We start from the raw sequence: 19,907 nt of genomic DNA on the forward strand, positions 1-19,907 counted from the left end.
GCAGCTTACTTATGCTTCTGTTGTCGCCAGGTTCAGGTTCAGCTGGGAACGCGGCGTATCTTCGGGCGCTGCCGCCTTCGGATGGTGACGCGCATATTCCAGGCGGTCCAGGTATTCCTGTGACACGTCGCCCGTCACGTACACGCCATCGAAGCACGAAGCCTCGAAGTTGGTCAGGGCCGGGTTGACGTCGGCGATGGCCTGTTTCAGCGCGCCGATATCCTGGTACACGAGGTAGTCGGCCGTGATTTCGCGGCACACTTCTTCCGTCGTGCGGCCGTAGGCGATCAGTTCGTCGCGCGTCGGCATGTCGATGCCGTACACGTTCGGGTAGATCACCGGTGGCGCGGCCGAGGCGAAGATGACCTTCGTCGCGCCCGCTTCGCGCGCCATCTGCACGATTTCACGGCTGGTGGTGCCGCGCACGATGGAATCGTCGACCAGCAGCACCACTTTATCCTTGAATTCGGACGGGATCGCGTTGAGCTTCTGGCGCACGGATTTCTTGCGCGCCGCCTGGCCCGGCATGATGAAGGTGCGGCCGATGTAGCGGTTCTTGATGAAGCCTTCGCGGTACTCGATGTTCAGCGCCATGGCCAGCTGGATGGCGGCCGGACGCGAGGAATCGGGAATCGGCATGACCACGTCGATATGTACGCCAGGCAATTCGGCGCGGATTTTTTCGGCCAGGTACTCGCCCATTTTCAGGCGCGTGGCGTACACGGAGGCGCCGTCGATGACGGAATCGGGACGGGCCAGGTAGACGAACTCGAATACGCACGGGTTCAGGCTGGCATTGTCGGCGCACTGGGCGCTGTGCAATTGCTTGTCAGCATCGATGAAGACGGCTTCGCCGGGACCGATATCGCGCACGAAGCGGAAGCCCATGCCTTCCAGGGCCACGGATTCGGAAGCGATCAGGTACTCAGGACCTTGTTCCGTTTCATTGATGCCCAGGCACAGCGGACGGATGCCGTGCGGGTCGCGGAAGGCCAGCAAGCCCACGCCGGCGATTTGCGCGACGGCGGCGTAGCCGCCCTTGACGCGGCGGTTCAGCACGGTGACAGCCTTGAAGATGGCTTCCGGGTCCAGGTTCAGGCCCGTCGTCGCTTCCTGGATTTCATGCGCCAGCACGTTGAGCAGCACTTCCGAATCGGAATCGGTATTGATGTGGCGGCGGTCGTTCTTGAACATTTCCAGCTTCAACTGTTCCCAGTTGGTCAGGTTGCCATTGTGCGCCAGCGTGATGCCGAACGGCGCATTCACATAAAACGGCTGTGCTTCCTCTTCGCTCGACGAACCGGCCGTCGGGTAACGGCAATGGCCGATGCCCGTCGTGCCTTGCAGCGAACGCATGTTGCGCGTACGGAAGACGTCACGCACGAGGCCATTGGCCTTGTGCATGGAAAACATACTGCTGTGATTGGTCGCAATCCCTGCCGCGTCCTGACCGCGATGTTGCAGGAGCAACAATGCATCATAGAGCAATTGATTGACAGGTTGATGGGAAACGACGCCGACGATGCCACACATGGTGTGCTCCTAAACTGTGCTACTGATTTTAAAAAAAATTCAAAATTTCACATGCTGCGCGTAAGCGGCAGGCAGATAAGGCTTGATGGCGCGCGCGCCCTGTTCCGCGAGCGGGCTGAGCTGCGCGTTTTTCCAGAATGGCTGCTGCGGTATGGACGTCATGCCACACAAGATGACGGCGGTCAGCACGATCACAAGGCCCCGCGCCACGCCGAACAGGCTGCCCAGGGTGCGGTCGGCCAGGCTCAGGCCCGTCACCTTGACCAGCGCGTCGACCGTCATGGACAGCAATCCCATCAAAATGCGCACACCGATGAACAGCACCACGAAGGCCAGCAACAATCGGATGGCTTCGCCCGGCACGGCTTCCGGCAGGAATTTCGCCAGCGTGGCGCCATAGGCATTGGCAATGACAAAAGCCACGATCCAGCTGACCAATGACAGTATTTCCTTGACCAGGCCACGCATCATGCTGATCAGCACGGACGTCACCAGCACGAACAGCACCAGGTAATCGAAGATCGTCACGCCCGTTCAGCCTTGCAACATCACGCCGGTACCAGGCTGCCGCCCAGGCCCAGCTTTTGCAGCTTGGCGCGGGTCTTTTCGGCGTCTTCGCGGCTGCCGAACGGTCCCACGCGCACGCGGATGCGTTCGCCCGCCGGGCTGGAGACTTTCTGCGTGTACGACTTGATGCCCGCTTCGCGCAGCTTGTCCTGCAATTCGTCAACCTTGTCCTGCGTCGCCAGCGCCGCCACCTGCACCACGAACTTGCCGCTGCCGGCGTCGTGCGCCTTGTCCTGCACCTTCTCTTGCGGCTTGTCCTGCGGCTTGCCTTCCAGGATGGCCAGCGCGCGCGCGGCATCGTCGGCCGATTGCGCCGGCTTGGCAGGCTTAGTCTCGGGCTTGGCTTCCGGTTTTACTTCATGCTTGGGTTCAGGCTTGGACTCGTGTTTCGGCTCGGCCTTGGGTTCCGGCTTGGTTTCGTGCTTCGGTTCCGGTTTTGGCTCCACCTTGACCGGCTTGGGCTCGGGTTTCGGTTCCACGTAGGCTGGCTTGACCGGCGCAGGCTGGACGGCGGCCAGCACGGGTGCCGGTGCCTGCGTCGGCTTGGCCGCAGGCGGCAGCGGCGCGTCGACGATTTCCTCGGACTGGTCCAGGCCATTCGATGCGGCCCGGGCCGGAACGGCCGGCACGGGTGCCGGTGCAGGCGCTACGGCCTTTTCCTTCGACGGAATATCGATGGCGATATCGTTGAACGGCGCCTTCGGCTCGGAATCGAGCAGCATCGGCAAGCCGACAGCCACGCCCAGGGCCAGGGCGATGGCCCCGACCAGGCGGCGGCGTGCGCGCTTTTTTTCAGGCAAGACCGGATCCGGCGCTTCCTTGCCGCCACGGCGCGATCCGCCGCCACCGGAGGTGTTGGCGGCGCGTTTGCGGGTCGGCGACTGTGCTTCGCCAGGGACATAAAAGCCGCTGTCTTCGCCAGAGGATTCTTGCTTGTTTTTAAACAGTTTCGAGAACAAGCCCATGCGTGATTTTCAGTCGAGTGCGTTTCAGTGAAGTGAGGATTTTCGGGCCTTCATCACGCCGGCAACGGTGAGGAAAGAACCAAAGACCACAATTCTATCATTCTCACCGGCCCGGCTCATTGCATTTGCAAAAGCTTGTGCCGGATCATCGAAAATAGATACAGTATGCTCGCTGCTGTCGGGCTTATCTTCCAGCATGATCTGCACCTTGGCGGCCAGCTCGGACGCCGTGGCCGCGCGCGGCGAAGGCAAGCCCGTCAGGCACCAGTGGTCGACGTGTTCGCTCATCGCGGCCAATACGCCATCGATATCCTTGTCCAGCATGGAGCCGAACACGGCATAGGTGTACGGGTGGAAACCCATATTGCCCAGGTTCTGGTTCAGCGCCGACGCCGCATGGGGGTTATGCGCTACATCAAGGATCACGCTGGGGCGGCCAGGCAAGACCTGGAAGCGGCCCGGCAGCTCCACCGTCACCAGGCCCGTGCGCACTTCCTGCGCGCCCACGGGCAGTTTCAGCTTCAGCACTTCCAGGGCGGCCAGCACGGCCGTCGCGTTGAGGATCTGGTTGGCGCCGCGCAAGCTTGGATACGCGAGCGAATTGCGGCGCTGCTCGCGCCCGCCGTAGTTCCACTGCTGCTTGTCGCCCGAATAATTGAAATCGCGACCCATCAGCCACAGGTCGGCGCCGATGGCTTCCGCATGGTCGATCAAGGATTGCGGCGGCACGGGGTCGCTGCAGATGGCCGCCTTGCCCGGGCGGAAGATGCCCGCCTTTTCAAAGCCGATCGCTTCGCGCGTGTCGCCCAGGTAATCCGTGTGGTCGATATCGACGCTGGTGACGATGGCCACGTCCGCATCGATCACGTTGACGGCGTCGAGGCGCCCGCCAAGACCCACTTCCAGGATGGCCACGTCCAGCTTGGCCTGCGACAGCAGGTGCAGGATGGCCAGGGTGGTGAATTCGAAATACGTCAGCGGCGTGTCGCCCCGCACGGCCCCGACGGCATTGAAGCTGGCGACGATCTGTTCGTCGCTGGCCATCTCGCCCAGCACGCGGGCGCGCTCGTTAAAATCGAGAAAGTGCGGCTTGATGTACAGCCCCACTTTGTAGCCGGCACGCAACAGCACGGATTCCAGCATGGCGCAGGTGGAACCCTTGCCATTCGTGCCCGCCACCATGATCACGGGGCAAGTAAACGCCAGCTGCATGCGCGCCTTGACGGCTTGCACGCGGTCCAGGCCCATATTGATCTGGGTTTCCGAATGGCGGGTTTCCAGCATGGCGAGCCAGTCCGGCAAGGTGGTGGGGAGCTTGTGCATGGGAGACTTCTTGATGAGGAGACAGTGCGCGAGGCGCGGAGATGGTGTGGCGTGGCAACCGGGCGTGTCCTGCGGACGCCGCCCGGCCTGTTACGTTGGCGTTACGCCAAGACTTCGACGGCCTGGTTTTGCAACAAGGCCAGCAGACGGGCGATTTCTTCGCGCATCTTGCGGCGGTCGACGATCATGTCGACGGCACCCTTGGTGACGAGGAACTCGGCGCGCTGGAAGCCTTCCGGCAGTTTTTCGCGCACGGTGTTTTCAATCACGCGGGGGCCGGCAAAGCCGATCAGCGCTTTCGGTTCGGCAATGACCACGTCGCCCATGAAGGCGAACGAGGCGGACACGCCGCCCATGGTCGGGTCGGTCAGCACGCTGATGAATGGCAATTTCTTTTCCGACAGCTTGGTCAGCATGGCCGTGGTTTTCGCCATCTGCATCAGGGACAGCAAGCCTTCCTGCATGCGCGCGCCACCGGTGGCGGTGATGCAAATGAACGGCACTTTCTGTTCCAGCGCGATTTGCGCGCCGCGCACGAAGCGCTCGCCCACGACGGAGCCCATGGAGCCGCCCATGAATTCGAATTCGAAGCACGCCACGACAACCGGCAGGCTCATGATGGCGCCGCCCATGACGACCATCGCATCCGTCTCGCCCGTCGCTTCCATGGCGGATTTCAGGCGGTCCGGGTATTTCTTGCTGTCCTTGAACTTCAAGGTATCGACAGGCAGGATTTCCTGGCCGATTTCATAGCGGCCGCCAGCGTCGAGCAGGCTGTCGAGGCGTTCACGCGCGCGGATGCGCATGTGGTGATCGCATTTCGGGCACACGTGCAAATTCGATTCCAGGTCCGTACGGTACAGCACGGCTTCGCACGACGGGCATTTGACCCACAGGCCTTCCGGCATGGTCTTGCGCGCGGCAGCATCAGAACGCTGTATGCGCGGTGGCAGCAGTTTTTCCAACCAACTCATATTTTCTCCTTGGGCCCTTGTAGGGGTAGCGTCGGTGGACGCCCCCGGCAGACGGTAAACGGCGACGCCCCGCAGGGCGCCACCAAAAATTTTATCTATTGCACAATAACAGGCAAATCAGTGGCCGAAGTGTAGCCGTTTATCGCCGGGCTGTCGAACTTTGCCGCCACCCGAGCTTGCCTAAACAACAAGCTTGCTCAGGCGTCCAGTGCGGCGCGGATGCCTGCCGTAAAGCTGCGCACGGCGTCGACGGCGCCGCCTTCCGGGGCATTTTCAATCTCCTGGATGATGCGGCTGCCGATCACGACGGCATCAGCGACCTTGGCAACGGCCTTGGCCGTGGCCCCATCGCGGATGCCGAAGCCCACGCCGATAGGCAATTTTACATGCTGGCGGATGGCCGCGAGGCGCTCTGCCACCTGTTCCGTATCAATGTTGCCGGCACCCGTGACGCCTTTCAGCGACACATAATAGCTGAAGCCGCCGCCAACCTTGGCCACTTGCGCGATGCGCTCTTCGGTCGAGGTAGGCGCCAGCAGGAAGATCAGGTCCAGGCCCGCAGCGCGCATGGCGGCCGCGAATTCCTCGCACTCTTCCGGCGGATAGTCGACGACGATGGCGCCATCCGCGCCGGACGCTTGCGCTGCATCAATAAATGCGGCGCTGCCGATGCGCTCGATGGGATTCGCGTAGCCCATCAGCACCACGGGCGTCGTCTGGTTGGTTTCGCGGAATTGGCGCACATAGCCGAACACGTCGTGGATGCCGACGTTGAATTTCAAGGCCCGTTCGCAGGCGCGCTGGATGACGGGGCCTTCGGCCATGGGGTCGGAAAACGGCACGCCCAGTTCCAGCACGTCGGCGCCGCCCTCGACGAGCGCGTGCATCAGGGGCACGGTGGCGTCGGGGCCGGGGTCGCCGGCGGTGATGAAGGTGACCAGGGCGGTCTTGTTGTTGGATTTTAAGTTGGCAAAAGTGGCGGAGATACGGGACATGGCGAGCTTTCGTGTTATCGGTGAGAGATGTCGGATGACGCGCTATGCGTTCATCCGACCTGCGCGGGATTTTTCAGCTGTTTAGCTGAAATTGAGTCCCATGCGTTCCGCCACGGTATGCATGTCCTTGTCGCCGCGGCCCGACAGGTTGGCCAGTACAATTTTATCTTTCGGCAAGGTGGCCGCCAGTTTGGCCGCGTAGGCCAGCGCGTGCGACGATTCCAGGGCCGGGATGATGCCTTCGATATGGCAGCAGTCGTGGAACGCCTGCAGCGCCTCCTCGTCCGTGATCGACACATACTGCGCGCGGCCCGAATCCTTCAGCCACGCATGTTCCGGGCCTACGCCGGGATAGTCGAGGCCGGCCGAGACGGAATGCGTCTCGATGATCTGGCCGTTTTCATCCTGCAGCAGATAGGTGCGGTTGCCGTGCAGCACGCCCGGGAAACCGGCCGTCAGCGAGGCCGAGTGCTTGCCCGTGTCCAGGCCTTCGCCGGCCGCTTCCACGCCGATCAGTTTCACGTCTTTCTGGTCGATATACGGGTAAAAGATGCCCATGGCGTTCGAACCGCCGCCGATGCAGGCCAGCACGTAGTCGGGCTGGCGGCCCGTCATTTCCGGCATCTGCACCAGGCATTCCTCGCCGATCACGGACTGGAAGTCGCGCACCATCATCGGATATGGATGAGGGCCGGCCACGGTGCCGATGATATAAAAGGTGTTTTCGATATTCGTGACCCAGTCGCGCATGGCTTCGTTCAGCGCATCCTTGAGGGTCTTGGAGCCGGATTCGACGGGCACGACGGTGGCGCCCAGCAATTTCATGCGGTACACGTTCTGCGCCTGGCGCTTGACGTCTTCGCTGCCCATGTAGACCACGCATTCGAGGCCGAAGCGGGCGCAGATGGTGGCCGTGGCCACGCCATGCTGGCCCGCGCCCGTCTCGGCGATGATGCGCGGCTTGCCCATGCGCTTGGCCAGCAGGGCCTGGCCGATGACGTTATTGATCTTGTGCGCGCCCGTGTGGTTCAAGTCTTCGCGCTTGAAATAGATTTGCGCGCCACCCGCCAGCTCAGACCAGCGCTTGGCGTGGTAGATCGGCGACGGACGGCCGACGAAATGCTTGAGCTCGTAGCGGAATTCTTCGAGGAATTCCGGATCGACGCTGTAGCGGGCATACGCTTCCTTCAGTTCGGCCAGCGCATGCGTGAGCGTTTCGGCAACGAAGGAACCGCCGTACGGGCCGAAGTGGCCGCGCAGGTCGGGAAACGGGTAATCGGTGGCGTGGAACAATGCGGCGGCTGCGCTGGGCGCGGTGGTGTGGTCATTCATGGTTGTTTCCTCTGGCAATGATGGCATCGGCATCCTGCACCGCGGCGATAAACGCGCGGACACGGGACGCGTCCTTGATGCCCTTGGACGCTTCGACACCACTGCTGATGTCGACGGCGTAAGGGCGCACGCGCACCACTGCGTCAGTCGCGTTTTGTACGCTCAAGCCACCACTTAAAACGACCCGAGGCGCGAGTTCTTTTGGAATGAGGGACCAATCAAATACCTTTCCTGCACCACCGTAGGCATCCACATAGGTATCGAGCAAAAGACTCGAAAACAAGGGACTGGCGGCGCGATAGCGCTGTTCGTATTCTAGCAAATCTTCAAAGGAGGTGTCGGGTTTGACGCGGAACACTTGCGTAAACGGCGTCTGCACGGCGCCGGCCAGCGCCGCGCTGTGTTCGGGCGTCTCGTCGCCATGAAATTGCAGCAGAGACAATGGCGCCACAGCCTTTGCCGCCTGCACTTCTTCCAGCGTGGCATTGACGAACAGGCCCACCGTCGTCACGTACGGCGGCATGGCGGCGATCAGGCTGGCCGCCTGCTGCGGCGTGACGTAACGGGGGCTTTTCGGATAAAACACGAAACCGATGGCGTCGGCGCCCGCCGCCACGACGGCCTGGATGTCTTCGGCGCGGGTCAGGCCGCAGATCTTGATGCGTGTGCGAGGCATGGCTATCCTTTATTGATGCAGATCAAAACCAGGGCAAGGCGCTGCTGCTGTCTTGCGGCAAGGCCCATTTCGGATCGTAATCGATCTGCGCCAGGTACAAGCCGTCCGGCATGAACGTGGGCGCGGCCGCATGACGATCCTTGCTTTCAAGCAAGTGCCCGAGCCAGTCCGGTTTTTCGCGTCCCGTGCCGATGTAGACGAGCGAACCGACCAGGTTGCGCACCATGTGGTGCAGGAAGGCATTGGCTGTAATCGTAAAAATCACGCAATCGCCGCGCCGCTCGATGCGGATGTCATGCATCAGCTTGACAGGCGACTTGGCCTGGCATTGCGCGGCACGGAAGGCCGTGAAATCGTGCCAGCCCAGCAGCGGCTGCACGGCCTGGCGCATCAGTTCCACGTCCAGCGGACGGAAAAAGAAACCGGCACGGCCTTCCACCAGCGGCGAACGGGTAGCGTTGTTGTACAACACATAATGATAGGTACGCGCGCGCGCGCTGAAACGGGCGTGGAAGAAGTCATTGACCGTCGGATCGCCTTCGAGTTCCTTGGCCCAGCGTACGGCGATGGATTTCGGCAGGAAGGCGTTGACGCCGCGCACCCACGAGTGCACGTCGCGGCTCAATTCCGTATCGAAATGCACGACTTGCTCGAGCGCATGCACGCCCGTGTCCGTGCGGCCGGCGCAGGTGGTAGCCAGGCGCACACGGGCAAACTGTTCCAGCGCGTTTTCCAACTGGTCCTGCACCGTCTGCCCGTCTTCCTGCTTCTGGTATCCGTGCCAGGCCGTGCCGTCGTACTGCAGGCCGAGGACGATACGCTTCAATGGCGTTGCTGTCGTAATATTTTGCATCGAAGCATTATACCGGCGCAGCAGCCTGCCGCGCCGGCGGGTATTGCTAACTGAGCAGGGCGCGCATCGTGTTAGCTTTCTTCACCTGCTCTTCGCTGCCGCCCTTGATGACTTCATCGATCAGCTCGCGCGCGCCTTCCTTGTCGCCGATTTCCTGATAAGCGATCGCCAGGTCCAGCTTGGTATCCATTTCCATGTGGATGGCCGACAGCGGGTCGTCCACACCCGCGCTGGCCGTCTTGCCATCGTTGAGGTCCAGGTCGATGCCGGACAGGTCGAATTCCTGCGCCGGCGGTATGGCTTCCGGCAAGGTGGCGGGCGTTTGCGCATCGTCAAACAGGCTGTCGATGGAAGGCTCGGCCGCCACCACCGGCGCGGCAGCGGGCGCGACAGGCTCGTCGAGGTCGAAATGGGCCAGGTCGACATCCTTCAACGGATCAGGCAACGGCGTCAAGCCGGCGCCCACGCCGTTCACGGGACCGGCTGGCGGCTCCAGGTCCAGGCCGAAATCCATGCTGGCGTCATAGTGCACATCGTGCGCATCCTGCGCGGCAGAAACAGGCTTGCTGTCCGGCCCCGGCATGACGATCGGGTCGCTGGTGGAAACGGGTTCGAAATCGAGGCTGTCGAGGTCGAAATCGAGCGGATCGCGCGCATCGCGGGCCGCCACGGAAGACACCGGTTCGGCCGGCGCCAGGTCGGCCAGCGGCGCAGGAGTAGACAAATCGTCCGGCAAGTCCATGCTCTGGCCATGCAAGTCGTCGCCGGCAGCCTTGCTCAGGCTGACGACGGCGTCGTCTTCCGTATCGCCATACAGCGGGTTGGCGGGATCGAGCGCCAGGCCTAAGGCAGCGGCCTGCGGCCACTCTTCGCCCTGGCCACGCGTCAGGCTGTACAGCTCGCTGGCCTGGTCTTCAAACGCGCGCACGTCGTTGCGGGCCGAATAGATTTCCAGCAACTTCAAGCGGGCTGCATGGCGCTCGGGGTGGATGCGCAAGGCTTCCTTGAGGATATCTTCCGCCTGGCCATCGCGGCCGTAGGCGATATACACGTCCGCTTCGGCGACGGGGTCCGTTTCATTCGCGTCGAGCATGCTGGCGCCCGCTGCGGCGGCCACGCCGGCAGCGGCGGCGCCCGTGCCAAACAGGTGATTGCTCGCTTCGGACTGCTGATCTTCCGGCGCAAGGCCGGCCGGCGGCGCCACTGGCGCTTCCGGCTCGAACACGGGGGCGATATCTTCGGCGGGCGGCGGCGTCTCCTTGCGGCGGCGCGCGATCACCAGCGCGGCCACGGCGGCCAGCAGCGCGGCCAGGCCGATGCCGATGGCGCCCAGGTGGTCGCTGATCTTGTCGGCGAAGGTCGGTTCCAGCGGCGATGGCTTTTTCACCAGCGGCACCGGTTTTGCCTTCGGCACGGGCGGCTGGGCTTCGGCAGGTGCACTGGCGACGGCGCTGGCAACGGCGCTGGCCGATGCGCTGGCCGATGCGCTGGCAGCGGCCTCGGCCGGCTTGGCGGGCGCCGGGGCGCTCTTGTCGGCCATGGCCTTGCTCTTGACCGCCATCAACTTTTCCAGGTCGCTGACGTTCTTTTCCAGTTCCTTGACGCGGGCGGCCGCTTCATCGACCTGCTTCGCCTTGGCGATCTTGTCTTCTTCGCTGGCGACGGCGCTCTTGCCGGCCGACTTGGCTGCCGGCTCCGCTTTCGACAGTTTCAGCTTGTCTTGCGACTCGCTCACGGCCGTCGGCTTTTCCTGCACCTTGGTCGGGCCGATCTTGCCGGCCGTGCTTTGCGTCGCTTGCGCGGCCTTGGCCGGCTTGCTTTGCGACACCTGGCCTGCCAGCTTGTTGCGGTAGGCGTCGAAATCGATGGCGTGCGCCGTCACGATGCCCTTCGCTTCGGCCGCACCGGTGGCGCGCACGGTGTCCGCACCCGGCACGGCCAGGATGCGCCCGGCCTGCATGCGGTTCATGTTCTCGCCCTTGAAGGCATCGGGATTGGCGCGGTACAGGGCGACGAGCATCATGTCGAGCGACACGCCCGATGGCTTCAGTTCGCTGGCGATGCGGCTCAGGGTGTCGCCCGCCTTGACCTTGTATTCGCCTGCCGCCTTTTTCGCGGCTGGTGGCGCAGCATCGGCAGCGGCAGCAGCCGGCTTGGCCTTGCCAGGCTCGACTGGCGCCGTCACTTGCGCGCCGCGCGTCTGGCGCGCTTCGGGCGTGTCGAGCACGAACGCATATTCGCGCACCTGGCGGCCGCTCTTGCTGCTCAGCTCCAGCAGCAGGTCGACCATGGGTTCGGCCACCGGTTGCGCCGAGCTGATGCGGATGAAGGACTTGCCGTTGCGGTTTTCCACGGCAAACGTCAACGCGTTCAGGGCGGGATTGAATTCCACGTTGGCCTGGCGGTAGGCGTCCGGCGGCGCCAGCTTGGCCAGCAGGCTCGAAGCCTCGCCTGGCTTGACGGCCGATAATTCGACCTCGGCGCGCAGCGGCTGGCCGGCGGCGGACAGCACCGTGATCTTGCCCAGCTCGGCTGCGGATACCGCCGGTGACAATAACACCGCACAGGCGACAGCGCTGCTGAGTGTTTTAATGGCAAGGGAGGCGACCCGGGGACGAGTGTGTACAGGCATAGTTGGCGGCATCTTAGTTGACATGGGAAAACTGTTACTTTTCCAGAGGTATCAACATATCATCATGCCCAGAGCTATGCAAGCTCCGCATGGTTGAGCCTTGACGGGCTCAGGACGAAAAAAAAGCCGGGAAAACAGCCCCGGCTTGATCTGGATCAGCAATTAATTGCCGTTATGCGTCCAACAAAATACGCAGCATGCGGCGCAGCGGCTCGGCCGCGCCCCACAGCAATTGGTCGCCCACGGTGAACGCGGACAGGTATTCGCCGCCCATGCTCATCTTGCGCACGCGGCCGACGGGAATCGTCAGGCTGCCCGTGACGGCGGCCGGCGACAGGTCGCGCACGGACGCTTCGCGCGTGTTCGGCACGAATTTCACCCATTCGTTGTTGCTGGCGATGATGTCGTTGATTTCATCGAGCGGCACGTCTTTCTTCAGCTTGATGGTCAAGGCTTGCGAATGGCAGCGCATGGCGCCGATGCGCACGCACAGGCCGTCGACCGGGATTTCCTTCGTGCCGAAATCGATGCCGCGGCCCAGGATCTTGTTCGTTTCCGCGCCGGCCTTCCACTCTTCCTTCGACTGGCCGTTGCCCAGGTCCTTGTCGATCCACGGGATCAGGTTGCCGGCCAGCGGCGCGCCGAATTGCTTGATTTCATCTGGGGAGTAGCCGTGCTGGGTGGCCAGCACCTGGCGGTCGATTTCCAGGATGGCGGAAGCCGGGTTGTCCAGCAGCGCCTTGACGGAACCGTTGATGGTGCCGAATTGCGTCAGCAGTTCGCGCATGTGCTGCGCGCCGCCGCCCGATGCCGCCTGGTACGTCATCGACGTCATCCAGTCGATCAGGTCGTGCTGGAACAGGCCGCCCAGGCCCATCATCATGCACGACACGGTGCAATTGCCGCCGATGTAGTTCTTGACGCCCTTGCCCAGCGCATCCTTGATGACGTGCAGGTTGACGGGGTCGAGCACGATGACGGCGTCTTTTTCCATGCGCAAGGTCGAGGCCGCATCGATCCAGTAGCCATTCCAGCCCGCTGCGCGCAGCTGCGGGAAGACGGCGCTCGTGTAGTCGCCGCCCTGGCAGGAAATGATGATGTCGCACTTGGACAGTTCGGCGATGTTGTTGGCATCCTTGAGGATGGTTTCATTCTTCGCCATGGCCGGCGCCGCGCCGCCCGTGTTCGAGGTGGTGAAAAACACCGGTTCGATGTGGGCGAAATCGCCCTCTTCCTGCATACGCTGCATCAGGACCGAACCGACCATACCGCGCCAACCTACCAAGCCAACTAATTTCATTACCATTCCTCAAGATGAGACGGCGACTGCCGTCATTAGACTATTTTATCCCAGTGCTTTTACAACTGCATCACCCATGGCCTCGGTACCGACCAAAGTCGTGCCCGTTTCATGGATGTCGGCCGTGCGCAAGCCCTGCGCCAGCACCTGCTTCACGGCCGTTTCGATGCGGTTTGCCTGCTCTTCGCGGTTGAGCGAATAGCGCAGCATCATGGCGGCCGACAAGATCGTCGCCAGCGGATTGGCGATGCCCTTGCCCGCGATATCGGGCGCCGAACCGTGCGACGGCTCGTACAAGCCCTTGTTGTTGGCGTCCAGCGAGGCCGACGGCAGCATGCCGATCGAACCCGTCAGCATGGCGGCCGCGTCCGACAAGATGTCGCCGAACATGTTGCCGGTCACCATGACGTCGAATTTCTTCGGCGCCCGCACCAGCTGCATGGCCGCGTTATCGACATACATATGATCGAGCGCAACATCCGGGTATTCCTTGTGCACGTCGATGACGATGTCTTTCCAAAACTGGAACGTTTCCAGCACGTTCGCCTTGTCCACGCTGGTGAGGCGCTTGTCGCGCTTTTGCGCGGCCTGGAAAGCCACGTGGGCGATGCGGCGGATTTCGCCTTCCGCATAGCGCATGGTGTCGAATCCTTCGCGCTGACCCTTGAACGGGCCGTCCGGGCACTCGCGCACGCCGCGGGGCTGGCCGAAATAAATGTCGCCCGTCAATTCGCGGATGATCAAAATGTCCAGGCCGGACACCACTTCCGGTTTCAGGGTCGAGGCGCCCGCCAGTTCCGGATACAGAATGGCCGGACGCAGGTTGGCGAACAGGCCCAGGTTCTTGCGCAAGCCCAAAATCGCCTGCTCGGGACGGAACTGGCGCTCCAGATTGTCGTACTGGTAGTCGCCCACGGCACCGAACAGCACGGCATCGGCCGCCTTGGCCAGCGCCAGCGTGCCTTCCGGCAGCGGGTGGCCATGGGCCGCATAGCCGGCGCCGCCCACGGGCGCGCTTTCCAGCTCGAACGATTCGCCCAGCACATTCAAGACCTTGACGGCTTGCGCGACAATTTCAGGACCGATGCCGTCGCCGGGTAAGATTGCAATTTTCATATTTTTATCGATTAGATGACGTTGGCGAGCCAAGGCTGATTGTTCAAATGACGCTCTTCGAAGGCGCGGATATCGTCCGCGTGGCGCAGGGTCAGGCCGATATCATCGAGCCCATTCATCAGGCAATATTTGCGGAAGGCATCGATCTCGAACGGATACGATACGGAACCATTGCTGGTGCGCACGCATTGCTGCTCCAGGTCCACCACCAGCTTGAAGCCGGGGAAAGCCTTGACTTCATTGAACAGGTGCTCGACCTGGCTTTCCGACAGCACGATGGGCAGCAAGCCGTTCTTGTAGCAATTATTGAAGAAGATGTCGGCGAACGAGGGCGCGATGATGGCGCGGAAGCCATATTGATCGAGCGCCCACGGCGCGTGTTCACGCGAGGAACCGCAGCCGAAATTCTTGCGCGTGAGCAAGATCGAGGCGCCCTGGTAGCGCGGCTCATTGAGCACGAACTCCGGGTTCAGCGGGCGGCGGCTGTTGTCCTGGCCCGGTTCGCCATGGTCGAGGTAGCGCCATTCGTCGAACAGGTTCGGGCCGAAACCGCTGCGGTGGATCGATTTCAGGAATTGCTTCGGGATAATCGCGTCGGTGTCGACGTTGGCGCGGTCCAGCGGGGCGACCAGGCCTTCGTAAATCGTAAATTTATCCATGCTGTTTCTACTCGGTAAGACGCGCGGCGCAGGGCGCCGGCACGTCGCGGTTTATTTTCCGCCGGCACCAGTGACAACCTGGCCGACTTTCTGCACATCGCGGCCGATGCCGGAGACGGTGTTGCAGCCAGACAAGATGACGGTGGCGATGAGGAGGGCGAAGAGTTTTTTCATGATGATCTCGTTTGTTTCAGGGAAATGAATGGCGCTAGTGTAAACCAGCAGCTGAAAGCTGGGGTCAGACCCGGCGGGTCTGACCCCAGAATTTGGCTGCGTTACCACGCAGTTCCCTTAATTCATCGCAAGCCCCGCACGTCGACAAAGTGGCCGGCGATACCTGCCGCGGCCGCCATCGCGGGCGACACCAGGTGGGTACGCCCGCCCTGCCCTTGCCGGCCTTCGAAGTTGCGGTTCGACGTGGACGCGCAGCGTTCGCCCGGCTCCAGGCGGTCCGCATTCATGGCCAGGCACATGGAACAGCCCGGCTCGCGCCATTCGAAACCGGCATCCTTGAAGATGCGGTCGAGTCCCTCGCGCTCCGCCTGGTCTTTCACCAGGCCGGAACCGGGCACCACCAGCGCCAGGGTGACGTTCGAGGCGCGGTACTTGCCGCGCACCACGGCCGCTGCCGCGCGCAAATCCTCGATGCGCGAATTGGTGCAGGAACCGATGAAGACCTTGTCGATGCGGATGTCTTCGATGGCCGTGTTCGGCTTGAGGTTCATGTAGACGAGCGCCTTTTCCATCGCATCGCGCTTGACGCTGTCTTTTTCCTGGTCGGGGTCCGGCACGCGGCCATCGACGCCGATCACCATCTCGGGCGACGTGCCCCAGGTCACTTGCGGCACGATGTCTTGCGCGTTCAGGGTGACGACGAGGTCGAAGCGGGCGCCCGGGTCCGAATGCAGGGTGCGCCAATAGGCCACGGCGCGTTCCCAGTGGGGACCGGCCGGCGAAAACGGGCGGCCCTTGACGTAATTGATGGTGGTGTCGTCCACGCCGATGATGCCGGCGCGCGCGCCCGCCTCGATGGCCATGTTGCACACCGTCATGCGGCCTTCCATCGACAGGGCGCGGATGGCCGAGCCGCCGAACTCGATACAGTAGCCCGTACCGCCGGCCGTGCCGATCTTGCCGATGATGGCCAGCACGATATCTTTCGCCGTCACGCCGGCCGGCAAGGCGCCGCCGACCTGCACCAGCATGGATTTGGATTTCTTTTGCAGCAAGGTCTGCGTGGCCAGCACGTGTTCCACTTCGGACGTGCCGATGCCGTGCGCCAGCGCGCCGAACGCGCCGTGCGTGGACGTGTGCGAATCGCCGCAGACGACCGTCATGCCGGGCAAGGTCGCGCCCTGCTCGGGGCCGATCACATGCACGATACCCTGGCGCTTGTCGTTCATGTTGAAGTAGGTCAAGCCATAGTGCCGGGCGTTCTTGTCCAGGGTTTCCACCTGCAGGCGCGAGACCGGGTCGGCAATGCCGTCGACGCGGCTGGTGGTGGGCACGTTATGGTCGGCCACGGCCAGGTTGGCGGAAATGCGCCACGGCTGGCGGCCCGCCACGCTGAGGCCATCGAAGGCTTGCGGGCTGGTGACTTCGTGCAGCAGGTGCCGGTCGATGTACAGAATTGTCGTGCCATCATCTTCGGCCCGAACAACGTGGGATTCCCAAAGTTTGTCGTAAAGCGTCTTCATCATGATTTATGCAGCGTTGCCACAGCCTGTGTTTAAGTGATCTGTCTACTGATCGGAGGGATCGGCAATGATTATGCCATATATTGTGCAATGCAGAACCAAAAGCCGCCCCAGCGTGGGATGGGCGATACAAAATTTGGCGCGCTTTGCGGATATGGCGAAAAAATTGCTGATACGAAAATCCGCCAAAATGCCGGCGGGGCGAATAAAAATCGAAAAAAGCCGAAAAAAAGCCCGCTGCAGAGGTCTGCAGCGGGCTGGATGTGAACTGGCCTGTGTTGTTAGGCAGCCATGCGCACACTTCCCCTGCAACCATCCATCAGGAAAGATAGGCCCACGACTAGCACCAGCTCGCCCTCGGCCGAGCGGGCCGTGCCCGTGATGCCTTCCACGGTGATGGCCGTCATCGGCTTGATCACGAGGTCGGCCGTGCCATCGACGGCTTCCACGGCGAGAATGTACGGCTGTGGCGCAGCGACAACAATGCCGACGCGTTCGCTGCACGATTCGTAGCCCAGCGAACCGGCCAGCGACCGCACGGGCAATGGACGGCCCTGGTCTTTCAGCACGGGCGCGCCGCCCACTTCCATGAAGGTTTCCGGCAATTCGACGACGCGCTGCACCACGGCCATCGGCAACGCCAGCGCGGCGCCCGAGGTCGACACGAGCATGGTCGGCACGATCGACAGTTCGATCGGCAGGCGGATGGCGAACTTCGTGCCCTTGCCCAGCGCCGATTCGATGTGGATGGCGCCGCGGTTTTTCTCCACGGCCGTTTTCACCACGTCCATGCCGACGCCGCGCCCGGAGACGCTGGACGCGACTTCCTTGGTCGAGAAGCCCGGCAGGAACACCAGCTGGAAGCATTCGTCGTTGCTCAATTGCGCGTTTTCGCTGATCAAGCCCTTTTGCTGGGCCTTGCTGCGCAGGAAAGCCGGGTCCATGCCCTTGCCGTCATCCTGCAGCACGATCATGACACTGTTGGCTTCCTGCCATGCCTTCAGTGAAATATACGATTTGGCGGGCTTGCCGGCAGCCAGGCGCGCTTCCGGCGATTCGACGCCATGGTCGAGCGAGTTGCGCAGCATGTGCACGAGCGGATCGTACAGGCTGTCGACCACCACGCGGTCGACTTCCGTCTCCGCGCCTTCGATGGTCAGTTCGACATCCTTGCCCAGATCCTTGGCCAGTTCGCGCACCAGGCGCGGGAATTTCTGGAACAGGCGGCCGACGGGCTGCATGCGCGTGGCCAGGGTGGCCCGCTGCAGTTCCGTCGAGTAACGCGAAGCGCGTTCCAGGGTTTCCGCCAGGGTCGCCATCAGGGTGGCGGCCTGGCCTTCAAATTTGAATTGCAGCAAGCGCTCGAGCAACACGGCAGCCTGGTTGGCGGCCTGCACGGATTCGCCGGCCACTTCCAGCAATGCGTCGAGCTTGACGGCGTCGACGCGGATGCTGTCTTCCTTGACGGGCGCGGCATGGCGCACTTCCGGGCGCTCTTCGCGGCGTTCGGCGCCATCCCAGGCCTTGGCGGCCGGTTTGGCGGCGGCAGCAGCGGCAGGCGCGGCGGCCACGACGGCAGGCGCAGCGGCGACGGCGGACACCGGTGCGGCAGCGACGCGGCTGGCCTCGGGCACGACGGCGTTATACATGCCTTCCCAGTCCAGGCCATCGGCGCTGGCAGTGGCCGCGACAGCGGCAGGCGCGGCTGCAAGCACTTCAGCGACCTCGGCAACAGGCGCGGCCGCTTCCGCCACCACGGCGGCGGCAGGCGCAGGCGCGTCCATGCCCTTGCCTTCGATGGCGTTCGTCAGGATGTGTTCCAGCTCTTCCGGCATGGCCGGCAAGCTTTCCGGCGCGGCGCCGTTCGCCAGTTCCGTCAGCTGGTCGGCCACGAAACCGGACGCTTGTAGCGCCGCCTCGATGGCGATCGGCGTCACGGGCGCGGCGCCCGTGCGCAAGGCGTCGAACAGGTTTTCCGTCAGGTGGCAGGCCGCCACCAGCGCAGGCAGGCCCATGAAACCGGCGCCACCCTTGATGGTGTGGAAGGAACGAAACACGGCATTCAGTGTTTCCTTGTTGTCAGGATCACGCTCGAGGCGCAATAAGTGCTCTTCAACATTAACCGCAAGATCCATCGCCTCAACGACGAAATCCTTGAGCATATCGTCCATTAGAATCCCAAATCCGCAAGAAGGTCGTCTACATTATCCTGGTCCAGCGCCACCGACGGCACGGACGGGCCCTGCATCAGCGGCACCGGCTTTTGCGCCAGTTTTTCGCGCACCTCGGCCGGCGCGTTGTCGCGCAGCAGCTGAGCCAGCTCGTTTTCCACCGTCTTGGTGATGTTGACCACTTTTTTGATCAGCTGGCCCGTGATGTCCTGGAAGTCCTGGGCCATCATGATTTCCAGCAAGCGGGCTTTTTCCGCTTCCGTCGCTTCGGCAACGGCTTGCGCGAACTGGCGCGAATCGCCGGCCAGGGCCTTGAATTCTTCCAGGCTCAGCTTGCCGTCGAACAGCGCCGTCCAGCGGCCGTCCATGTCCTTGGCTTTCTTCGACAGCACGTCCTGTGCCGGCATGCCTTCGTCGAGCGTGTTCAAGACCTTGTTGGCGGCCTGTTCCGTCAGGGTGGCGACATATTCCAGGCGGTCCTGGGCGTCGACGATCTGCGACGACGCTTCCGTCAACGCCTTGTCGTAGCCCAGTTCGCGCAGCGAATCGTGCAGCAGGCGCACGATGCCGCCCAGGCGCTCGAACATCGGCTTGTCGGACTGGTCGACCGGGTCGGCCGCTTCGCCAGGCGCGTCGGCGCTGGCCACGGGGGCCGCTTCCGCTGCGGCTGGCGCGGCAGCCACCGGCGCCGCTGCGGCTGCCGGTACGGCGGCGCTGGCCGACACGGAGTCGAACAGCGCATCAAAATCGTCATCCGCGATCACGGCGGGAGCGGGCGCGGCGGCAGGCGCCGGCGTGGCTGCGGCCGCGCTTTGCGCGGATACTTCATCGAATAATGCATCGAAATCATCAGCGGCGTTGGTCATATCCCTGCTTCTCCATAATTTGTCAAAATTCCGCCTGAACTGTGCGTTTTACAGACTGATACCCACAATTTCTCGATTAAGATGATTTGAGGCAATACCGCTGCGATGGTGCGAGTGTAGCAGGGCGCCGCCCTGTTGGTAAATCTCAAAACGCGCTTCCTGGTGCAAAGCGGGTCCGCAAGAGCTTTTCCGCCAGGAAATAAGTGTTCCTGCTGTTGTATTTTGAAATACTACCATTGGCGTGGGTG

At 62.6% G+C, this 19,907-nt stretch carries 18 protein-coding genes; 1 reads left to right on the plus strand and 17 read right to left on the minus strand.

Annotation, left to right across the window (positions count from 1 at the left end; genetic code table 11):
* Positions 1-9 precede the first annotated feature (9 nt).
* The 15 genes from purF to leuC form a co-directional block, all read right to left on the minus strand.
* Complete coding sequence (purF, locus tag O3300_RS09950; protein WP_034783451.1) at positions 10-1,533, minus strand: amidophosphoribosyltransferase; 1,524 nt, start codon at positions 1,531-1,533, stop codon at positions 10-12.
* Positions 1,534-1,572: 39 nt separating this feature from the next.
* Positions 1,573-2,061 (minus strand): CvpA family protein, encoded by a 489-nt coding sequence (locus tag O3300_RS09955; RefSeq protein ID WP_077407525.1) that lies wholly within the window; start codon positions 2,059-2,061, stop codon positions 1,573-1,575.
* A 20-nt stretch (positions 2,062-2,081) separates the two neighbouring features.
* A complete protein-coding gene (locus O3300_RS09960) occupies positions 2,082-3,065 on the minus strand; it encodes an SPOR domain-containing protein (protein WP_305052822.1) in 984 nt (327 codons plus the stop codon).
* A 24-nt stretch (positions 3,066-3,089) separates the two neighbouring features.
* On the minus strand, positions 3,090-4,388 hold the full coding sequence (gene folC / locus O3300_RS09965; RefSeq protein WP_305052823.1) for a bifunctional tetrahydrofolate synthase/dihydrofolate synthase: 1,299 nt from the start codon (positions 4,386-4,388) through the stop codon (positions 3,090-3,092).
* 101 nt (positions 4,389-4,489) lie between these two features.
* Positions 4,490-5,362, minus strand: coding sequence for an acetyl-CoA carboxylase, carboxyltransferase subunit beta (gene accD, locus O3300_RS09970; protein WP_010400390.1), 873 nt, complete (start codon positions 5,360-5,362; stop codon positions 4,490-4,492).
* A gap of 197 nt (positions 5,363-5,559) precedes the next feature.
* On the minus strand, positions 5,560-6,357 hold the full coding sequence (gene trpA / locus O3300_RS09975; protein ID WP_099666998.1) for a tryptophan synthase subunit alpha: 798 nt from the start codon (positions 6,355-6,357) through the stop codon (positions 5,560-5,562).
* Positions 6,358-6,438: 81 nt separating this feature from the next.
* Positions 6,439-7,689, minus strand: a complete 1,251-nt coding sequence (trpB, locus tag O3300_RS09980; protein ID WP_305052824.1) for a tryptophan synthase subunit beta — start codon at positions 7,687-7,689, stop codon at positions 6,439-6,441.
* Positions 7,682-8,365 (minus strand): phosphoribosylanthranilate isomerase, encoded by a 684-nt coding sequence (locus O3300_RS09985; protein WP_305052825.1) that lies wholly within the window; start codon positions 8,363-8,365, stop codon positions 7,682-7,684. The genes trpB and O3300_RS09985 overlap by 8 nt, the downstream gene beginning before the upstream one ends.
* Positions 8,366-8,387: 22 nt before the next feature.
* On the minus strand, positions 8,388-9,191 hold the full coding sequence (gene truA / locus O3300_RS09990; protein ID WP_305052826.1) for a tRNA pseudouridine(38-40) synthase TruA: 804 nt from the start codon (positions 9,189-9,191) through the stop codon (positions 8,388-8,390).
* 73 nt (positions 9,192-9,264) lie between these two features.
* Positions 9,265-11,778 (minus strand): FimV/HubP family polar landmark protein, encoded by a 2,514-nt coding sequence (locus O3300_RS09995; RefSeq protein WP_305052827.1) that lies wholly within the window; start codon positions 11,776-11,778, stop codon positions 9,265-9,267.
* 244 nt (positions 11,779-12,022) lie between these two features.
* On the minus strand, positions 12,023-13,150 hold the full coding sequence (asd, locus tag O3300_RS10000; protein ID WP_071653368.1) for an aspartate-semialdehyde dehydrogenase: 1,128 nt from the start codon (positions 13,148-13,150) through the stop codon (positions 12,023-12,025).
* A 45-nt stretch (positions 13,151-13,195) separates the two neighbouring features.
* Positions 13,196-14,266 carry a 3-isopropylmalate dehydrogenase gene (leuB, locus tag O3300_RS10005; RefSeq protein WP_305052828.1) on the minus strand — a complete coding sequence of 357 codons (1,071 nt, stop codon included), beginning with the start codon at positions 14,264-14,266 and terminating at the stop codon, positions 13,196-13,198.
* 11 nt (positions 14,267-14,277) lie between these two features.
* Positions 14,278-14,925 (minus strand): 3-isopropylmalate dehydratase small subunit, encoded by a 648-nt coding sequence (gene leuD, locus O3300_RS10010; protein WP_251350427.1) that lies wholly within the window; start codon positions 14,923-14,925, stop codon positions 14,278-14,280.
* Positions 14,926-14,976: 51 nt separating this feature from the next.
* A complete protein-coding gene (locus O3300_RS10015) occupies positions 14,977-15,099 on the minus strand; it encodes an entericidin A/B family lipoprotein (RefSeq protein WP_010400408.1) in 123 nt (40 codons plus the stop codon).
* A gap of 122 nt (positions 15,100-15,221) precedes the next feature.
* Positions 15,222-16,625: a 3-isopropylmalate dehydratase large subunit gene (gene leuC, locus O3300_RS10020; RefSeq protein ID WP_305052829.1), complete on the minus strand. Its 1,404-nt coding sequence runs from the start codon at positions 16,623-16,625 to the stop codon at positions 15,222-15,224.
* Between the two features lie 87 nt (positions 16,626-16,712).
* Here leuC and O3300_RS10025 point away from each other — a divergent pair, with 87 nt between their 5' ends.
* The gene (locus O3300_RS10025; RefSeq protein ID WP_305052830.1) at positions 16,713-16,889 is read left to right on the plus strand and encodes a hypothetical protein; all 177 of its coding nucleotides are present in this window, start codon (positions 16,713-16,715) and stop codon (positions 16,887-16,889) included.
* Between the two features lie 14 nt (positions 16,890-16,903).
* On the opposite strand, the gene O3300_RS10030 is transcribed toward O3300_RS10025, so the two are convergent.
* Positions 16,904-18,793 (minus strand): chemotaxis protein CheA, encoded by a 1,890-nt coding sequence (locus O3300_RS10030; RefSeq protein WP_305052831.1) that lies wholly within the window; start codon positions 18,791-18,793, stop codon positions 16,904-16,906.
* A complete protein-coding gene (locus tag O3300_RS10035; protein ID WP_305052832.1) occupies positions 18,793-19,659 on the minus strand; it encodes a protein phosphatase CheZ in 867 nt (288 codons plus the stop codon). The genes O3300_RS10030 and O3300_RS10035 overlap by 1 nt, the downstream gene beginning before the upstream one ends.
* Positions 19,660-19,907 lie beyond the last annotated feature (248 nt).

Source organism: Janthinobacterium sp. SUN206 (assembly GCF_030587305.1).
GTDB lineage: Bacteria > Pseudomonadota > Gammaproteobacteria > Burkholderiales > Burkholderiaceae_D > Janthinobacterium > Janthinobacterium kumbetense.